Source organism: Pedococcus sp. 5OH_020, assembly GCF_027812955.1.
In the GTDB taxonomy this organism is placed as follows: domain Bacteria; phylum Actinomycetota; class Actinomycetes; order Actinomycetales; family Dermatophilaceae; genus Pedococcus.
The window spans coordinates 297,290-312,710 of the sequence record NZ_JAPYZV010000006.1 but is presented as its reverse complement, the minus strand read 5'-3'; the positions used below and the strand labels follow the sequence as shown (position 1 = coordinate 312,710).

General features: G+C 69.3%; 23 protein-coding genes and 1 pseudogene. 2 read left to right on the top strand and 22 right to left on the bottom strand.

Going from position 1 to position 15,421, the window contains the following annotated elements; translation table 11 throughout:
- Positions 1-14 precede the first annotated feature (14 nt).
- Complete coding sequence (locus tag PHA84_RS13535; protein ID WP_270888637.1) at positions 15-554, top strand: M23 family metallopeptidase; 540 nt, start codon at positions 15-17, stop codon at positions 552-554.
- 145 nt (positions 555-699) lie between these two features.
- Here PHA84_RS13535 and PHA84_RS13530 read toward each other — a convergent pair whose 3' ends face one another.
- The 3 genes from PHA84_RS13530 to dprA form a co-directional block, all read right to left on the bottom strand.
- Positions 700-1,518: a DUF3152 domain-containing protein gene (locus PHA84_RS13530; protein WP_270888636.1), complete on the bottom strand. Its 819-nt coding sequence runs from the start codon at positions 1,516-1,518 to the stop codon at positions 700-702.
- Between the two features lie 117 nt (positions 1,519-1,635).
- Positions 1,636-2,538 (bottom strand): tyrosine recombinase XerC, encoded by a 903-nt coding sequence (locus PHA84_RS13525; RefSeq protein WP_270888667.1) that lies wholly within the window; start codon positions 2,536-2,538, stop codon positions 1,636-1,638.
- A 148-nt stretch (positions 2,539-2,686) separates the two neighbouring features.
- On the bottom strand, positions 2,687-3,805 hold the full coding sequence (gene dprA, locus PHA84_RS13520) for a DNA-processing protein DprA (protein WP_270888635.1): 1,119 nt from the start codon (positions 3,803-3,805) through the stop codon (positions 2,687-2,689).
- A gap of 209 nt (positions 3,806-4,014) precedes the next feature.
- Between dprA and PHA84_RS13515 the strand changes: the two genes are divergently transcribed.
- Entirely contained in the window at positions 4,015-4,455 is a 441-nt protein-coding gene (locus PHA84_RS13515; RefSeq protein WP_270888634.1) for a hypothetical protein, read from the top strand.
- Positions 4,456-4,543: 88 nt separating this feature from the next.
- Here PHA84_RS13515 and PHA84_RS13510 read toward each other — a convergent pair whose 3' ends face one another.
- The 19 genes and pseudogenes from PHA84_RS13510 to PHA84_RS13420 form a co-directional block, all read right to left on the bottom strand.
- The gene (locus tag PHA84_RS13510) at positions 4,544-4,750 is read right to left on the bottom strand and encodes a hypothetical protein (protein WP_270888633.1); all 207 of its coding nucleotides are present in this window, start codon (positions 4,748-4,750) and stop codon (positions 4,544-4,546) included.
- A 440-nt stretch (positions 4,751-5,190) separates the two neighbouring features.
- Complete coding sequence (locus PHA84_RS13505; RefSeq protein ID WP_270888632.1) at positions 5,191-5,637, bottom strand: hypothetical protein; 447 nt, start codon at positions 5,635-5,637, stop codon at positions 5,191-5,193.
- Positions 5,638-5,741: 104 nt separating this feature from the next.
- Complete coding sequence (locus tag PHA84_RS13500; RefSeq protein WP_270888631.1) at positions 5,742-5,963, bottom strand: hypothetical protein; 222 nt, start codon at positions 5,961-5,963, stop codon at positions 5,742-5,744.
- A 153-nt stretch (positions 5,964-6,116) separates the two neighbouring features.
- Positions 6,117-6,242, bottom strand: a complete 126-nt coding sequence (locus tag PHA84_RS13495; RefSeq protein WP_270888630.1) for a hypothetical protein — start codon at positions 6,240-6,242, stop codon at positions 6,117-6,119.
- Positions 6,242-6,817 (bottom strand): hypothetical protein, encoded by a 576-nt coding sequence (locus PHA84_RS13490; protein WP_270888629.1) that lies wholly within the window; start codon positions 6,815-6,817, stop codon positions 6,242-6,244. Before PHA84_RS13490 ends, PHA84_RS13495 begins: the two co-directional genes overlap by 1 nt.
- A gap of 14 nt (positions 6,818-6,831) precedes the next feature.
- Positions 6,832-7,146, bottom strand: coding sequence for a hypothetical protein (locus tag PHA84_RS13485; RefSeq protein ID WP_270888628.1), 315 nt, complete (start codon positions 7,144-7,146; stop codon positions 6,832-6,834).
- 86 nt (positions 7,147-7,232) lie between these two features.
- Positions 7,233-7,397 carry a hypothetical protein gene (locus PHA84_RS13480; protein WP_270888627.1) on the bottom strand — a complete coding sequence of 55 codons (165 nt, stop codon included), beginning with the start codon at positions 7,395-7,397 and terminating at the stop codon, positions 7,233-7,235.
- Positions 7,394-7,945, bottom strand: a complete 552-nt coding sequence (locus tag PHA84_RS13475; RefSeq protein ID WP_270888626.1) for a hypothetical protein — start codon at positions 7,943-7,945, stop codon at positions 7,394-7,396. Before PHA84_RS13475 ends, PHA84_RS13480 begins: the two co-directional genes overlap by 4 nt.
- On the bottom strand, positions 7,942-8,322 hold the full coding sequence (locus PHA84_RS13470) for a hypothetical protein (protein WP_270888625.1): 381 nt from the start codon (positions 8,320-8,322) through the stop codon (positions 7,942-7,944). Before PHA84_RS13470 ends, PHA84_RS13475 begins: the two co-directional genes overlap by 4 nt.
- Positions 8,319-8,531 (bottom strand): hypothetical protein, encoded by a 213-nt coding sequence (locus PHA84_RS13465; protein WP_270888624.1) that lies wholly within the window; start codon positions 8,529-8,531, stop codon positions 8,319-8,321. Before PHA84_RS13465 ends, PHA84_RS13470 begins: the two co-directional genes overlap by 4 nt.
- Before the next feature lie 160 nt (positions 8,532-8,691).
- Entirely contained in the window at positions 8,692-9,054 is a 363-nt protein-coding gene (locus PHA84_RS13460) for a terminase (RefSeq protein ID WP_270888623.1), read from the bottom strand.
- A gap of 118 nt (positions 9,055-9,172) precedes the next feature.
- Positions 9,173-9,652: a hypothetical protein gene (locus PHA84_RS13455; protein ID WP_270888622.1), complete on the bottom strand. Its 480-nt coding sequence runs from the start codon at positions 9,650-9,652 to the stop codon at positions 9,173-9,175.
- A complete protein-coding gene (locus PHA84_RS13450) occupies positions 9,649-9,864 on the bottom strand; it encodes a hypothetical protein (protein ID WP_270888621.1) in 216 nt (71 codons plus the stop codon). The genes PHA84_RS13455 and PHA84_RS13450 overlap by 4 nt, the downstream gene beginning before the upstream one ends.
- Positions 9,861-10,106, bottom strand: a complete 246-nt coding sequence (locus PHA84_RS13445) for a hypothetical protein (protein ID WP_270888620.1) — start codon at positions 10,104-10,106, stop codon at positions 9,861-9,863. Before PHA84_RS13445 ends, PHA84_RS13450 begins: the two co-directional genes overlap by 4 nt.
- Before the next feature lie 785 nt (positions 10,107-10,891).
- Entirely contained in the window at positions 10,892-12,238 is a 1,347-nt protein-coding gene (locus PHA84_RS13440) for a recombinase family protein (RefSeq protein WP_270888619.1), read from the bottom strand.
- A 71-nt stretch (positions 12,239-12,309) separates the two neighbouring features.
- A pseudogene (locus tag PHA84_RS13435) lies at positions 12,310-13,755 on the bottom strand (YifB family Mg chelatase-like AAA ATPase); the annotation flags it as partial.
- Positions 13,752-14,138: a YraN family protein gene (locus tag PHA84_RS13430; protein ID WP_270888618.1), complete on the bottom strand. Its 387-nt coding sequence runs from the start codon at positions 14,136-14,138 to the stop codon at positions 13,752-13,754. The gene PHA84_RS13430 and the pseudogene PHA84_RS13435, both read right to left, overlap by 4 nt.
- A 210-nt stretch (positions 14,139-14,348) precedes the next feature.
- Positions 14,349-14,666 carry a DUF2469 domain-containing protein gene (locus PHA84_RS13425; protein WP_270888617.1) on the bottom strand — a complete coding sequence of 106 codons (318 nt, stop codon included), beginning with the start codon at positions 14,664-14,666 and terminating at the stop codon, positions 14,349-14,351.
- Positions 14,663-15,421 (bottom strand): ribonuclease HII, encoded by a 759-nt coding sequence (locus PHA84_RS13420; RefSeq protein WP_270888616.1) that lies wholly within the window; start codon positions 15,419-15,421, stop codon positions 14,663-14,665. The genes PHA84_RS13425 and PHA84_RS13420 overlap by 4 nt, the downstream gene beginning before the upstream one ends.

The following is a 15,421-nucleotide window of genomic DNA, read 5'->3' as shown; positions in this document are numbered from 1 at the left end:
GCCAGAGTCCTCCCATGACCCCCCTCGGCATCGCCATAGGACCCATCGCCGCCATGCTGCTGGCCTTCTCGACGGGCGCCCCTCCCCACCTGGACCAGCCGGAGCCGGCGGGGCCATCGAGCGCGCTCACGGCGCAACGGCCGACACGCTGGTCCTGGCCGCTGGCGCCGCGGCCGAAGGTGCTCCGACCGTTCCTGCCACCGGCCAGCCGGTGGGGTGAGGGCCACCGCGGGGTCGACCTCGCGAGTCACAGCGGCCAGGCGGTGCTGGCTGTGGACGCCGGCACCGTGGCTCACGTCGGAGTCGTCGCGGGGAGAGGCACGGTCACGGTGCTGCACCCCTCAGGAGTGCGGTCGACCTACGAACCCGTCGCCGCCACCGTAAGCACGGGTGCGACGGTCGCCCGCGGGATGCAGCTCGGCACGCTGCGCGACGTCGGCAGTCACTGCGCGCCCGTGACGTGCCTGCATCTGGGAGCACTGCGCGACGCCACCTACCTCAACCCGCTGACGCTCCTAGGGCCTGTTTCGGTCCGGCTCCTACCCATGCCCTGACGGCCGGTACCCGTCCAATGACGGGCGGGGCCCAGCAGCCGGGACCCCAGGGCGAGTCCCGTTCCCGCCCCGACCGCATCGGGGCGGTGGCGCGGCAGGGAGCCGACCGCACAACGCCTGCTCACGGCCGAGCTTCGGCCGGACTCTAGGCGCCTGAGGGGAACGGCCAGGGTGTGCACCCCGCGAGGTCCAGCGTCTGCTGCAGCATCACCGGAGCGCGCCTGCCCTTGCCCGGACAGCTGCGGTGCTGGTGCCCCAGACCATGGCCGACCTCGTGGTTGACCTGGTAGGTCCGGTAGCGAGCCACGTCCCCCCCGTAGCTGTCGTCGCCCAGCGCCCACCGCCGGAAGTTGAGGACCGACCTGCCTCCGTTCCAGCACGAGACCTGGGACAGCGTGCGCATGGGGGCGCACAGCTGGTCGGTCAGGCCGGGGCTGGCCAACGTCACCCTGATGTCCACCTGCGCCCCGGACGACGCTTCTGCGGGAGGGACGTTGACGAACCGGACGCCGTCGACCTTCTGCCAGCCTCGCGGGTCCAGCAACACTGCCTGGATGGCCGCCGCCACGTCGCCCTCGTCCACCCCGAGACCACCCTCGACCTCGACGGTGTACCGGACCGTTCGGCCGGACGCCGACACGGGGGCATCAGGTACAGAGACGACGTGCACCTTCCCGTTGCCGTGCTGGGGCACCTTCGGCGTCCCCGACGTCGTCGTCTCGGAGCTGGTGGAGCCGTCCTCGGTGTTCGACGCGGGGGTCCGGCCGCTGCCTGCGGCACTGGTCGTCGTCGCGACGGGATGGCCTGCTGTCGGAACGTGTCCGTGTCGGCTCCTCCACGTGAGGCCGCCGCCGAGGAGCAGAAGCAGGACGACGGTTGACGCCACCGTACGACGTAGCCTGACCTGCCGGTTCAGCCGGCGTCGCGGGTGACGCGGTGGTCGGTTCGGGACGGTGGTGCTCACTCCGCGCTCTCGTTCCTCTCCGGATGGCTCGCCCGCGGCGCCCGCGTCGATGACCCGTTCATCTTCTCCTGTCCGGCCCTTGTACGTCCCGCGGCGCGCCCGGCCGCTGGGCCGGTCTCAGGCGCGGGGATGGGCCTGACGGTAGGAGTGCCTGAGGCGGTCGACCGACACGTGGGTGTAGATCTGGGTGGTCGCCAAGGATGCGTGACCCAGGAGCTCCTGGACGAGCCTGAGGTCTGCGCCCCCTTCCAGCAGATGCGTCGCGGCACTGTGACGAAGACCGTGGGGCCCCAGGTCGGGGGCTTGTGGGACGTAGGCCAACAGCGCATGCAGTGCCGCTCTGATCTGGCGTGGGTCGGCGCGGCGGCCACGGCGTCCGAGGAACAGCGCAACACCGCTCTCGGGTCCCAGGAGCTCAGGGCGGCCCGCCGAGAGCCAGGCGCCGAGAGCCTCGGCGGCCGGCACGCCGAAGGGCACGGTCCTCTCCTTGCCGCCCTTTCCCATGACCCGCACGACTCTTCCGTCCCGGTCCACGTCGTCGACGTCGAGCGACGTCAGCTCCCCCACGCGGATGCCGGTGGCGTAGAGCAGCTCCAGAGCTGCGCGGTCCCGCAGATGCAGCGGGTCGTGGTCATCGCTGGCCACCGCCGCCACGTCGAGGAGCGCCGTCGCCTCGGACTGCTTGAGGACCTCGGGTAGGTGCGCCACGCGCTTTGGCGCAACGAGTCGAAGGGAGGGATCGGCTGAGATTCGGCCCGTCCTGGTCGCCCAGCCCAGGAAGCTTCGCGCTGCTGCGGAGCGACGAGCGATGGTTGCCCGGGCCGCGCCCGACTGGGCCAGTGCGGCCAGCCATGCCCGCAGGTCACGAAGCGTCACGGCAGCCAGGCCGTCCGCTCCGCAGTGCTCCTCGAGGAAGGCCACGAGGCTTCGGACGTCCCCCGCGTAGGCGCGGATCGTATGCTCCGACCGGCCGCGCTCACTGCGCAGGTGTCGCTCGAAGGCAACGAGCGCCTCGGCCATCGACTCCCCCTCCGCGGCCACACTGTCACGGTCGCAAACCGCCCGGCGGTACACAAGCCGCCACCCCGTCCGGATGGGGGTCGGATGAGGCTGACGTGGGCCGATGCTGTCACTGCCGGCGGTCGAAGCGGCCCGTCCGGCGCCAACGTCACGATGTCCGTCGCTTCCGCCAGCCATCGTCCCGGCGCTCGCACAAGCCACCCGCCGACAGGATGCCCAGTGAGGAACGAACCTCTCCCGTCGAGCGGCCGGAACGCTGGGCGAGCTGGTCCACAGACGCCGTGGCACTGACCGGTAGGGCCGCGTACACCACCTGCTGAAGCTCGCTCAGAGCGTCCTGCGGGCTGCTGCGCCCGCGCTTGGGCGATGCAAGCTCGCCGATCTGACCCACGGCCTCGACGATCTCGTCGGCATCGGTCACGAGGATGACTCCCTCCTCACGCAGTAGCTCGTGGCAGCCGGCCGAGGCGGCGGAGGTGACCGGACCGGGCACCGCGCACACCACCCTTTGATGCTCGCGAGCCTGGTTCGCGGTGTTGCGAGACCCCGAGCGCAGGCCAGCCTCGACTACGACGGTGCCCTGGCTCAGGGTCGCGATGACCCGGTTGCGGCTCAGGAAGCGCCATCGCGTGGGCGCGGATCCAGGCGGCACCTCGGTCAGGACGGCCCCGGACTCCGCGATCCGCGCCAGGAGGGACGCGTGACCGGCGGGATACGGCCGGTCGATGCCGCCCGCGACCACGGCGACGGTCAGGCCATCGCCGGCCAAAGCGCCTTGGTGGGCTGCCCCGTCGATGCCGTACGCGGCTCCGGAAACCACCATGAAGTCCCGATCGACGAGGCCGGCGGCCAGCTCCCTGGCCTGGTGCACGCCGTACCCAGTGGCCGCTCGCGCGCCGACGATCGACACGCTGCGTTCGCAGACGTCGGCCAGCTGCACTGGGCCCCGAACCCACAGACACCACGGAGGGGCGGTCAGGGATCTCAGCCCCTGGGGCCACTCCGGGTCGTCCGGGATGATGACCCGTGCGCCGAGCCGCCCGGCGATCTCGAGGTCCCGCTCCACGTCCAGCGTCGCCAGCCGGGGAGCGATGCGGGTGCCCAGAGGCGACGCCGGATCCAGCCCGCGCAGCGCCTCCTCGGGTCCCAGCGTCTCGACCAGCCTCACGGCGCCGGCGTCGGCGGGCTCAACCAGCCGTGCCCACGCGATGCGGGCGGTGCGCTCCCCCGGCGGCACCCGCCGCGTCCAACCGGTGGCACCGTTCATGCCGCGACGGGTCCGTGGTTCCGCAGGGTCAGGGCAGTGCCGAGATCGTCGCGCGTCGGGCTGGAACGTCCCTCGAGGTCGGCCACGGTCCAACCCAGCGGGAGGGCAACTAACCAGCAGAGGTTAGACCGGCCCAAGCCGGCGCGTGACCACCGGCAAGGGCCTGGACGATTCACCTACACAGGAGATGAACCATCGTGGGAACAAGCATGACGCACGACAACAACAAGCACGTGAGCTCGAATACTCAGAAGACCCCCAGCGAGACGCCGGAGCTCAAGATCCGGGCGCAGCGTCTAGCGATAACCGAGGGCGTCTACGCGGTCGACTGGTGGGAGAACAAAGACCTCAACTACGTCCTGCGTCGGGGCGACAAGATCAGCGCGGACCTGCCAGCGCACGGCCCGGGCGGGCTCGTCCTCGTCGTACTGGACGAGGAAGGTCTTGCCGAGGTCGTCACCAGCATCCCGGCAGGGCTCGAGGTCGACGACGTGCTCAAGTTCGCAGCGGAGCACTTGCAGGTCGCGGCCCGGGGCATCCACCGAGCAGAGCACGGTGCGGCCTCAGACGTGACCGCGGCATTCGACGCGGGCCGGGAGTACCAGCGCCGCGGGGCCGCCCGCGAGGCCCTTGACGGGCAGCAGGAGTAAAATCTCACAAAGAGCAGCATTCGTGCTGCTGGGCGCACCCCCTCGACTCGCCTTCCCCGGCTCTGAGGGGGTGCGCCACATTTCTGGCTTACGTGTCACCCGGGAACTTGTCGATGGCCAGAGCGCCGACCTCGGGCCCTGCGTCGTAGCGGCAGCGCTCGGCCGCATTCGGCTCCGGGTGGACATGGATGGTGAGGCGATGGTCGGCCCTCCGACCGGTCACCGTCGTGGTTTCCACGGCCTTGCCGCATGCCGGACACAGATTGTCCGTCACGACCTCAGAGCGACGTGTCACAGGTGAAGCCTTGCCGTCCCAAGTAGTCAAGTCGATGGCTCAACGGTGTCCCCTGATGATGACTACGTGCGAGTCTTGCGGCCACGGTCCAGCGGACAGCGAAGCGCCCACGCCTCGAACCCCCTCAGGCGTGGGCGCTTAACTCCCACCCGTGAGCATGCGCGCTGTGCCGCGCCAAAAGCAATGGCTCAGACGGGCCATATCGGCCCGGGATGGGTGCGAGGATGGTTGGTCCTGCGCGTCCCCATCACGGGACCCCCTGCCAGGCTGATGGGGGCGCGTGCGCCGGACTCGCAGCGCGGTAGCGCCAACTTCTGGCGGTGCTTGCCGCTTGTGGCGGGCCGACTTACGCTGCATCCGAGGCGACCGCCACCGTGTCCTCGCTGCTGGACCCACGGGGGCGGTCTCCGAATGCGCGTACCCGGTCAGCCGCAGCCCATTCATCCACTCGGGGATGGCATCCGATCCGTCTCACCTGCAGGCAAGGTGACGCTATGAAGGGCGTAACCGTCCTTGTCTGGGTCAGTGAGCTGGTCCATCTCGAAACGGTTGGCGAAGGCCCGGCTGGGTCGGTTGTCCTTGTGGATATAGGCAATCAGTTGGAACTCTCTCAGCCCGCGGTCCGCGGCGTCTCCACTGATCTGCGCCGTGGCGGTATCCACCATTTCTCTGGTGTACGTCAGACCATGCCCGCGAAGGCGCCGTGAAAGCGCGACGACGCACACTATTGCCAGGTCACGCTCAATCCACTTCCATGACGCCACTGCAGCCACGCCCAGCGAGTCCCGCCCCACCCAAATTCGCTGGCCTGTGCGCGCCGCTTTGGAGAGTTTCAGGCTGCGCACAATGCTCTGTGCCCTGGCCTCAGGCAGCTTGGGGTACTCCATCCGTCCCACGGCGGTGGATGACTTCTCCTTTGGCGGCGTGCAGCAGAAGTTGTCCAGGTCGGGAGCATCCTCGGGCGTGGCATCTGCCCAAGTCAGCCTTGTAGTCACTTGGGCAGGTGGATCACCTTGCGGGGCGACTTGGCCTGAAGCGAGCCCTCACGCCGCATCTGCTTGGCGAGCCGTTCACCGCGGCGCTGCGCCCTGGCGTAAGACAGGTCCGACGCCATGCCCTTGAGCGCCCGGGAGGCATCCCTGATCTGAGCCGACGCCTGACGAGCAGCGCCTTCCTTGATTGCATGCGCAAGCGGGTGCGAGTGCGTGCTCACGTGCTCAGCCCCCTCTCGATGCCGGTTAGTGGATTGTGCCCTCATGCCCAAGGCCCTGTCTATGAAACGTGAGATTTGTGACCCATTCCTTGCGGGATTCCCCGGTAGCACGTCAGACCACCTCGACCGCGGCACCCCTCGGGACGGTGCCCATCACAGCCCGCGGCCCATGGCCTCATCGAGCGCCGGAGCGCTCACCTGTAGCGGGTTGTCCGGCTGCACGGGTCGGCGTAGCGCGTCGGCGTCGTAGTGCCAGCCGGGCTCAGGGCGCGGGGCCATCAGCGGGCCTTTCGCACGATCTCGGCGAGGGTCTGCTCCATCGCCCTCTCAATGGCCCGGCGCACCGCTGGCGCCTGCGACTTCATGGAGTCGTCGAACCAGCCGGGCTGGACCCTCTGCGTCACCCACGCGTTCCGGTTCCCGTACACCGGGTGACGAATCACGCCACGGTTCGTGGACTGGGCCCCCCCGCGGCGTCGGCCGACGACGATGCGCACGCCGGCCGTGTCGGCGCCCGTGCGGATCTGCACCCGCATCGGTTCGCTGGCGACCTGGGCGGCGAGGCCGCCATGGTGCGGCAGCTGGGCGCGGGCTGCGGCGCGGGCCTGGTTGATCATCGGCCGGGCGACGGTGCGAATCTCGGCGTTCACCCGCTTACGCAGCTCCGGCCCGGCACCTTTCAGCGCCCGGCTGGCCTTGTAGAAGTCCTCCGAGCCCTTGACCTCAACGTGGACCCCGGCGTACCGGCCGGCCAGGGCCTTCATCTCCTTGGCGATGCCGTTGATCACGATGTCTTTGACGATGTGCTGGATCAGGTCTTTGACCAGCTTCTGGATGATGAATCGCCCGATCATTGCGAACAACATGCCTAGTTCTCCTGGTTCTCTAGCGCTTTGGCGAGCGCCTGCAAGAGGTGCGCCGGCTCCTCACCCGTGACCTCATGCAGGAGCACCAGCAGCTCCCCAGCGACGGCCAGCATGCCCACGTAGGCCGTTGCGAACGCGTGCGCGTCCGGCTGCTCCGCGTCCTCGAGCAGGTACCCGTTCAGCGCCTCCATCGCGGACTCGGCGGGCGGGTCATCTCGGAACCCTGGGTGCTCGGTGGCGACGAAGGCAGCCGTGAGGATGGCGATGCCGGCGCGGGTCGCCTCGGCGAAGTCGTACGGGTTGGCGTCGTCGGTCATGGGACGCGCTGAGGCCGCGGCGGGCGGGAGTGAGGCGCCCGCCACGGCCTCGCGCCGGCCCGAAGGCCGGTCCTGTCCGTCGACCGTCACCCTTGCCCCGGTCCAGACAGGAACCCATGCGCCTGCGACTGCTGCGCCTGAACGGCGCCCGTCGCGGCCTTGATTGCTTCGGCGAACCCTGCGACCTGCTCGGCGTGGACCACCTCGGCGGGACGTGCCCCGGTCTCGTCGCGGTCCTCTGCCCCGGTCATCGCGTCCGCCTCGTGCCACCGGGCAGCCTGCCGTTCGCACGCTCAACGCCGAGGACCGACTCTGTGACGTTCCACGCCCTGGTGACGAACTCGCGATTGGCAGCCCGTGCCGCCCGCTTCTCGGCGCGCTCCCTGGCCTCGTCACTGATCGTGTCCGGTGCGCTGTTGTCGGCGCTGTTCTGCTCGGACCACTCAGCGTCCGACAGCGCGGCGCCCTCCTTGGCGCGGCGCCATGCTTGGCGGCGGTCGTCGAGATCCATGCGGGCGGAGGCCTCGGCCAGCACTTCGGCGTGGGTGCGACCCACGCCACCATCTGCCCACGCCTGACGCAGGTCGACGTGCTCGCCACGGTCGAGTGCGGCCGCGATGGAGGCGCGCACGGCGCCGTCGCGGAATGCGGCTGCCCGGGCGGCGCGCTCGCGCTCGGCGTTCGCGGTCTCCCGCGCGAATGCCCTGTCCGCGCTCTCGACCTGGGATCGCAGCGAGTACGACATACGGGTGTAGTCCGTGTTCCAGCCGCCACCGGCTCGAACTCTCATCTCAGTCATGGTGTTTCCCCTTCATGGTTGCTGGGCCAGATGGCCCCTCGTCCCGGCTGGCCCGGGAAGTTGTGTGGAAAGCGCAGCGCCCGCCTGGTCTCCAAGCTCTGGCGCAGCAGGTCGATGGCGTCGAGGCCGCCTGGCCAGCCGTGCTGGTCCAGCCAGTCCAAGCGGGCACGGGCCCACAGCCGTTGCGCCTGGCTTCTGCACCACTGCCTCTGCGAGAGGCTGGGGGCGCCGACGTGACGGCCATCGGTGATGTTCCGGTGTCGGTCCGGGTCGTACTCGCTCGGGTCGACCAGCGGCAGCCAGTCGGCCTCCAGATAGGCCAGCAGCCGGTCCGGTGGCATGTCTGCGGCGCGCATCGGCGGCGGTCGGCGTCTCATACCAGCTCCGGGTGCCACGGGGTGTCCGGGCCGCCACCGACGATGTCGTAGTCCGCGTCGTCGGGGTGCTGCCGAGCCCACTCGGTCGCTGCCTCCCAGAACGCGCACTCCGGATGGCAGGCGGCCTCGGGCCAGTCGCGTGCGTCGTAGCGCAGCAGCTTCTCCGGTGGGTCCCTCTGCGGGTCCGGCTTCGGCGCACGACGCCTCATGACAGCCCCCGCATAGCCCGGGACCGCGCCCGGTTCCACCGCAGCCGCGCCCACTGTGTAGGCGACCCCGGAGCCCCCGCGGGAACCTCCCCGGACCACTCGGCCTCATCGAACCGCGCCAGATTGACGGGCACCCGGTCGACAGGCTTCACTCGGCGCCTCACGACGCACCGCCAGTGATGCCATAGACGCCACGAGGGCCGCCGCGGTGTTGCGTGCGACCGATGACGGGCGTCTCCCCGGCCGGGATGCGAAGCGCCGTCAAGAGCCGAGCGAACGTGATGCGTTGCTGACGCAGCTCCACCAGCGCCGGATGCACACGCGAACCCTGCGACGACTCCGAAATCAGCCCCTCGTTCTCCAGCAGCGTCTGCAAACCGTCGAGGCTGTCGGCGGTGCGGCACGCCTCCCGCAAGATGGTCGTCTCATGCTCATCGAGCTCGTAGTGGTTCAGCACAGCGCGCCACAGGGCACGACCGGAGCCCCGCAAGCCGGCGGGAGGTCGGGGGATCTTCTCGGCCATCAGGGCCTCCTAGCGATGGTTTCAAGGGCCGTTGGTTTCGGCCTTGGGGAGACCGAGAGTGCGACGCGCGGGTGCAGCGAGGCGAGATCGTTGCGGCTCGATACCGCCCCCGAGGTCGTCATGACGCACCTTCTGCGTTCGGCGGGAGTGCTTTTCCCGTCCCGTCCCGTCCCGTCCCGATGTGACGCGTCACAAGTGGCGTAACAGAGCCCACCTCCGAGCACCGGCCAGACGTGCACAGGGAGTGGTCGCCCGTGTCGTGGGCACGCTTGCGACGCATGCGCATCTTGGTCTGCTCCTTGGCGTTACGGATGTGTGGAGCAGGGACGTGCTCGTGGATGCGCGGCAGCTCCACCACACGCTCGGAGCGCACCTCGTGGACGAGTGACAGGATCGCCAGCCGCTCGATGCACTGCTGTGGGTCGTCGACCTGGGCGGCGAGCGCTGCGATGGCCCGGGCCTTGGGCAGGCGCCCGTCCCAGTACTTCCCGCGGGAGCACGCCTGCACGAGGCAGATGTACGCCCACCGGGCCTCGACGTGGGCACGGTCCCACTCCTGCCATTCGGTGAAGTCGTCGTCGAAGCGGAGCCAGCTCACCGGGGAAGCACCCCCCTCATCCTCACCTGATAGCCGGCATGCTCGGCCCTGGCGATCAGGTCGCCCACCCTCTCGGTGCGCACGCACCATCCGTGCAGCCTGGGCGTCCATTGAGCGGGGATGGCCTCGGCCTTCAGCCAGTCACCCAGGTGACCACGGAGCAGGCTGTACTTGACGTTCTCCGCCAACCCCCAGACATAGAGCCGATTCACTGGGCCCACCTCGCGGAGCGGCGTTCAGCCGCGGCCTCATCAGCCGCACGGTCGCGCTCGGGAATGTTCGCCATCGCGTGGACAATGCGCGCTGCCTCTCGCTGAATAGTGGCGATCTCGCCGTCGCACGCGACGTATCCCCGGTCGTATCCCACCGCCTCGCCGTTGACGTAGCCCGACAGCCAGCCATCCAAGTAGGCGACCCACTCGCGATGCGTCCAGACACGACCGTCAGCCGTCACGAGAGAGTCGGACGTCTCGGCTACACTGTGAGCAGATCGCCCGCCCGTGATCTCTGAGTCCGTCCCGTTGCCCGCGGGGCGGATTCTCTTGTCAGGCGGCGTCATTCGCGCCGCCACCCTGGAGAAGTAGGGCGAGGCGATCTCGCTGCTCAGCGCTCAGCGGTGGCGCTGAGTCGACGAGATCCTTGATCCTCCGCTCAACCGCGGCGATCTTCCTGCTCCTAGCACCGACGAGACCCAGCTCGCGCATGTGCTCTCGGGACTGGGGGGCCGAATTGCCCATGAGTGCCTCGAATCGGCCACCCTGCCCTAGGCGGCTCGGTTCGGCTTGCAGTCCCGGCGACGGTTAGTGCGGTGAAGTTGTGATTTAGATGATAGCAGCGGTCGCTCGGTTGTCCGCGTAAGCGGTCACCGTGGCGCTCAGCCGATCAGGACTCGGCGCTTGCCGCTCGTCAGCGCCCGTTTCACTTCGTCTGTGTCGACGTAGTGCAGCCGGGGTATCGAGTCCGGCCACCCGGGCTGGGGCGCCGGATAGGGCACGCGACACCGGCACTCGCCCATAAGGCGGTGGTCGAGCCACTGGGCTATGCGGGAATCCTCGCTGTGCAACTGTTGCGCAGCCGGGTTGCGGAGGTAGCCGACCCACAGCGGCCCGTGTGGCGTGCGATGGACGACCGCGATTGACCGGCCACACGGCCGACAGATCACCTTCAGCAGCGGCTCTGGCTCCACACCGGCAGCAGTGCTCAGCATCTCCCAAAGCGCTGCTGAAGGGTCAGGGCGACTCATCCTGACCCCTTCCAATCGATGCCCACCGTCTCCGGTCTGAACGTCCTGGTCCCCCGTCCTACCGGGTGCAGCCGGATCGTCGCGAGCGCGTCAATGACAGCGCGCCGCCGTGCCATGCTCAGCCCATCCCAGACTGCGCGCACATCGTCAGCGGCCACAAGCGGCCCCAGGACGTCGACCCTGCCCGCGTCTGCCATCCGGCCTTCTACGTCGCCCAGGCGCGCCCTGACGCGTGCCGTAGCGGTCCTGAGCTGGGAGGCGGTGAGGGAGCCGTCCGCGAAGTCAGTCGCGAGCGCGTCGAGCCGCTGTCGGAGGGCCACGGCCTCAGTTCGCAGCGCGTCGATGTCCACCTTGTTCTCGTCGACAAGAAGGTCTGCCGCGTCCGGGCGCGAGAGTCGTTCAACCATGACCGCAGATACGAACCGATCGACCGGCTGCGCCATCCGGGCGAAGTGTCCGGTGGACCCACCACAGCGATACCCACGGACGCCCGGCCGCGCCGCGCCGCCCGACTGAACCGCCGACCCGCAGACGCCACAGAGGGCCAGCGACGACAGCAGCGAGCGGGCGTTGCCTCTCGGTCCAGCCCTCCGCGTCGGATCTGACAGGAGCGCCACGGCGGCCCGCCACGTTTCCTCAGTCACGAGCGCCGGCCACATGGCGTTGGCGACGACCTGCCCCTTGTGGGCGCGCTTGCCTGCGTACCGAGGGTTGCGCAGAACCGCACGAACTGAGTCTGCGCGCCAGGGCGACGGCTGGCCCTTGTGCTCGCCCTTCCAGCGTGACTGCCCAGTGACGTGCCCCGCGGCGTTCCAGTCGCGGGCGATCTGGGCGAGCGGCACGCCTGCTAGAAGTGCGTCATAGCCCGCCACGACTGCCACGGCCTCCCTCGGCCGGACGGTTGTGCCGTCTTGCTCGTAACCGAATGGGCGCCGGCCACCTACCCGCTGGCCGTTGGCCGCGGCCTGCTCCTGCTGGCGAACCTGCCGGTCTGACTTCATCCGCACCTCGAATCGGGCCACCATGCCGAGCTGGTCGGCCACCATCTCCCCCGTTGCCGTCGTGAAGTCCAGCTCAGGTCCGTTGATCAGCGAGAGGACCGCTCCCCGGGACTTGCACAGCTCGTAGAGCCTGAGCTCGTCGCGTCGGTTCCGCTGCAGACGGTCCAGGGACCATGCCACGATGACGTCCGCCTCCCCGCGCTCGAGGCTTTCGAGCATGGCCTCGAAGCCGGGGCGACGACGGCCACTGCTGGCAGACATGTCGTTGTCAGCCTGTTCCGACACGATGGGCCAGCCGCGATCACGACATCGCTTCTCGCAGTCCTCGCGCTGACGGGACACACCAGCCTGAAGGCCGGTCGCGTCCTTCGAGATTCTGAGGTAGACAATGGCTCGCACAAGTGCAAGTCTATAGTCCTCCCCAGCCGCAGGACTCGGTCATAACCACGCAGGGTGAGCTGGCCGCGGTCCAGGGAACCATCGATGTCCCTGGTGACCCTGCTCGGCAGGCGCCACCGTCCGCGGCGCAGGTGCCCGCCCGGCACCTGGCTGTTGAGAGCCCATGGCGCAGCCCCCCAGCGGTCTCCCTGGACGCGGCGGGCCTCCGCGACTCTGGCCGCCACGACAGCACTCGACTCACCGGCCTCCCCGGCCAGCGCGGACCGGGTGACCGCCGGGACCTGCACCTGAAGGTCGACCCGGTCCAGGAGCGGGCCGCTGAGCCTGCCCAGGTAGCTCCGTTTGGCCAGCGGTGTGCAGCTGCACCCGATGCCTTTGCCGAACCCCAACCCGCACGGGCACGGGTTGGCCGCCATCACCAGCTGGAACCGTGCCGGGAACCGCACTGTCGTCCGGGCCCGGGCCACCACGACGGCTCCTGACTCCAACGGCTGACGCAGCGCCTGGAGAGCTCCGGTGCGGAACTCCGGGGCCTCGTCCAGGAAGAGGACGCCATGGTGCGCCTGCGAGATGGCGCCCGGACGCACCGCACCACTTCCCCCACCGATGATGGCGGCCTGCGTCGCACTGTGGTGCGGGGCGACGAACGGCGCGACACCCTCCACCTCCAGCTCGGCGGCGGTGACCCCCAACAGCGAGCGCACGGCCAGCACGTCGATCGACTGGTCCCGCGTGAGCCTGGGCAGTATGGACACGAGCCGCTCCGCCAGCATGGTCTTGCCCGATCCCGGGGGCCCTAGGAGGAACAGGTGGTGGCCTCCCGCCGCGGCGAGCTCGAGAGCCGTCCTTGCCTCTTCTTGCCCGACCACGTCGGCCAGATCCGGGACGGTTCTGTGCCGAGGCAGCTCGCCCTTCACGTCACCTGCTCCGATCGAGAGCGTCTCACCGGTCCCTGTGTAGGCCTTGACGAGCTCGGCCAGATGCGACACGGCGTGGATCCGTACGTCGGGTACGAGCAGCGCCTCCGCCGCGTTGCCGGCCGGGACGACGACGTCGCGGACGCCCGCCCTGGCGGCACAGAGGACTGCGGGCAGAACTCCACGAACCGGACGCACGCTGCCGTCCAGCCCGAGCTCGCCGAGATGAACCACGTCGCGGAGCCGTCGAGGCGGGACCATGCCGAGTGCGGCGACCACCGCCAGAGCGATGGGCAGGTCGAAGCCGCTGCCGTTCTTCGGGATGGAGGCCGGGGAGAGGTTGACGGTGATCCGGTCCTGCGCCAGGGAACGTCCGATACTGGCGGCGGCTGCTTTGACGCGGTTCGGTGACTGGGCACACGCAGCGTCGGGCAGCCCTCCGAGCATGAAGGCAGGAAGACCCCCGGACAGATGTGCCTGGACGTCGACGACCGAGCCGGACAGCCCTTCGAGAGTGACCGACCTGGTCTGCCCGAAGCTCATGGCCCCACTCCGACCAGATGACGCACGACCGCCGGGCCTTGGGGCGGCCGAAGAATGCCGATCACGTCGATCCTGATCCGGCCAGGGCGCACCTCGTGCTCCTGCAGCCAGGCAGCGGCCAGCCGCCGAAGTCGCGCCGCCTTGCGTCGGTCGACCGCCTCCACCGGCGCGCCGAACCGCTCGCTGCGACGGGTCTTCACCTCGCAGAAGACCAGGCAGTCAGCGTCGCGGGCGACGAGGTCGATCTCGCCGTGGGCGCACCGCCAGTTGCGGTCCAGGATGCTCAGGCCGCAGTCCCGCAGGTACCTGGCCGCAAGCCGTTCGCCGTACTGTCCCAAGGCGCGTCGAGGGTCACCGTTGAGCTGTGCGGTGTCGGTTGCCATCCCCCGATCCAACAGCCGGACGTCTGCGTGCGAGGCGGGTCGGAGCTGACCTGTGGAGGGCCCGGCCGTGGGCGGGCGCGTGGGGACAGGCGCCGGCCGTATCGGGCTCGAAGAAGGGGCCGAGCTCAGGTCCAGAGATCAGGTCCTCCGGACGTCGAGAAGCCAGGTTCTCACGCACGTCCAGATCTGGAAGCCGGGTCCTTCGGACCTCTAGAAGCCGGGGCCCTTCGGCAGCTCGAGCTCGGACTTCGCCAGCTCCTCGACGTTGACGTCCTTGAACGTCACCACGCGCACCTGCTTGGCGAACCGAGCCGGACGGTAGATGTCCCACACCCAGGCGTCCTGCATCGTCACGTCGAAGTACACCTCACCGCCGTCCGAGCGCACCTTCACGTCGACGGAGTTGCACAGGTAGAACCGCCGCTCCGTCTCCACGACATGGGAGAACAGCCCTACGACGTCCCGGTACTCGCGATAGAGCTGCAGCTCCATCTCCGACTCGTACTTCTCGAGATCCTCAGAGCTCATCGCGCACTCATCTCCGGTCGATCCACCTGCTGCAGTGTCTGTTCCAGCACCGCATACCCATCATCTCCCGCCACTCCGGGGAGCCGCCACGAGCGACGGTGGAGCTCGGTGGCGCCGTACGCCTCCAGGGCCGCGAGATGTTCCGGCGCGGCATACCCCTTGTTCTCGTGCCAGCCGTACACCGGATGCGACGGAGCCAGTCCCACCATCAGCGTGTCCCGTTCGACCTTGGCCAGCACGGAGGCCGCCGCCACCGAGGAGCACTTGAGGTCCGCCTTGATCATCGTGGTCACCGGTGGGGTACGGGACTCGGAGCCGTCCGCGAACGCCAGCAGACCGACGGAGCCCGGAGCCGTGAGCCAGTCGTGGTTGCCGTCCAGGATCACCAGGTCGGGTTCGACGTCCACGGCGGCCAGGGCGCGACAGCCGGCGAGCCGAAGGGCCGCGATGATGCCGACCTCGTCGATCTCGGCCGGCGAGGCATGCCCGACTGCGTACGACAGGGCCCATCGCCTGATCTTGGGCACCATCGCCGTCCGGGCGGCAGGCGTGAGCAGTTTGGAGTCCTTGACGCCGGTCGGCGCGCTGCGACACGTCTCGTCGATGAGCACGACCCCCACGGTGACCGGACCGGCCAGTGCCCCGCGACCGACCTCGTCCATCCCGGCCAGGATCCGGTGCCCGTCCCGCTGCAACGCCCGTTCGACGCGCAGGCTCGGCTTGCGGCTTCGCTGCGGTGGTGCTGGCCCCGGCAT

What these genes read in the sequence shown, in the direction of transcription:
- PHA84_RS13480 (WP_270888627.1), bottom strand. Translation starts at nt 7,397, where the DNA reads ATGACCGGGGCAGAGGACCGCGACGAGACCGGGGCACGTCCCGCCGAG.
- PHA84_RS13430 (WP_270888618.1), bottom strand. Translation starts at nt 14,138, where the DNA reads ATGGCAACCGACACCGCACAGCTCAACGGTGACCCTCGACGCGCCTTG.
- PHA84_RS13485 (WP_270888628.1), bottom strand. Translation starts at nt 7,146, where the DNA reads ATGACCGACGACGCCAACCCGTACGACTTCGCCGAGGCGACCCGCGCC.
- PHA84_RS13460 (WP_270888623.1), bottom strand. Translation starts at nt 9,054, where the DNA reads ATGGCCGAGAAGATCCCCCGACCTCCCGCCGGCTTGCGGGGCTCCGGT.
- PHA84_RS13490 (WP_270888629.1), bottom strand. Translation starts at nt 6,817, where the DNA reads ATGATCGGGCGATTCATCATCCAGAAGCTGGTCAAAGACCTGATCCAG.
- PHA84_RS13495 (WP_270888630.1), bottom strand. Translation starts at nt 6,242, where the DNA reads ATGGCCCCGCGCCCTGAGCCCGGCTGGCACTACGACGCCGACGCGCTA.
- PHA84_RS13425 (WP_270888617.1), bottom strand. Translation starts at nt 14,666, where the DNA reads ATGAGCTCTGAGGATCTCGAGAAGTACGAGTCGGAGATGGAGCTGCAG.
- PHA84_RS13525 (WP_270888667.1), bottom strand. Translation starts at nt 2,538, where the DNA reads ATGGCCGAGGCGCTCGTTGCCTTCGAGCGACACCTGCGCAGTGAGCGC.
- PHA84_RS13475 (WP_270888626.1), bottom strand. Translation starts at nt 7,945, where the DNA reads ATGACTGAGATGAGAGTTCGAGCCGGTGGCGGCTGGAACACGGACTAC.
- PHA84_RS13470 (WP_270888625.1), bottom strand. Translation starts at nt 8,322, where the DNA reads ATGAGACGCCGACCGCCGCCGATGCGCGCCGCAGACATGCCACCGGAC.
- dprA (WP_270888635.1), bottom strand. Translation starts at nt 3,805, where the DNA reads ATGAACGGTGCCACCGGTTGGACGCGGCGGGTGCCGCCGGGGGAGCGC.
- PHA84_RS13505 (WP_270888632.1), bottom strand. Translation starts at nt 5,637, where the DNA reads ATGGAGTACCCCAAGCTGCCTGAGGCCAGGGCACAGAGCATTGTGCGC.
- PHA84_RS13420 (WP_270888616.1), bottom strand. Translation starts at nt 15,421, where the DNA reads ATGCCGGGGCCAGCACCACCGCAGCGAAGCCGCAAGCCGAGCCTGCGC.
- PHA84_RS13515 (WP_270888634.1), top strand. Translation starts at nt 4,015, where the DNA reads ATGACGCACGACAACAACAAGCACGTGAGCTCGAATACTCAGAAGACC.
- PHA84_RS13465 (WP_270888624.1), bottom strand. Translation starts at nt 8,531, where the DNA reads ATGAGGCGTCGTGCGCCGAAGCCGGACCCGCAGAGGGACCCACCGGAG.
- PHA84_RS13535 (WP_270888637.1), top strand. Translation starts at nt 15, where the DNA reads ATGACCCCCCTCGGCATCGCCATAGGACCCATCGCCGCCATGCTGCTG.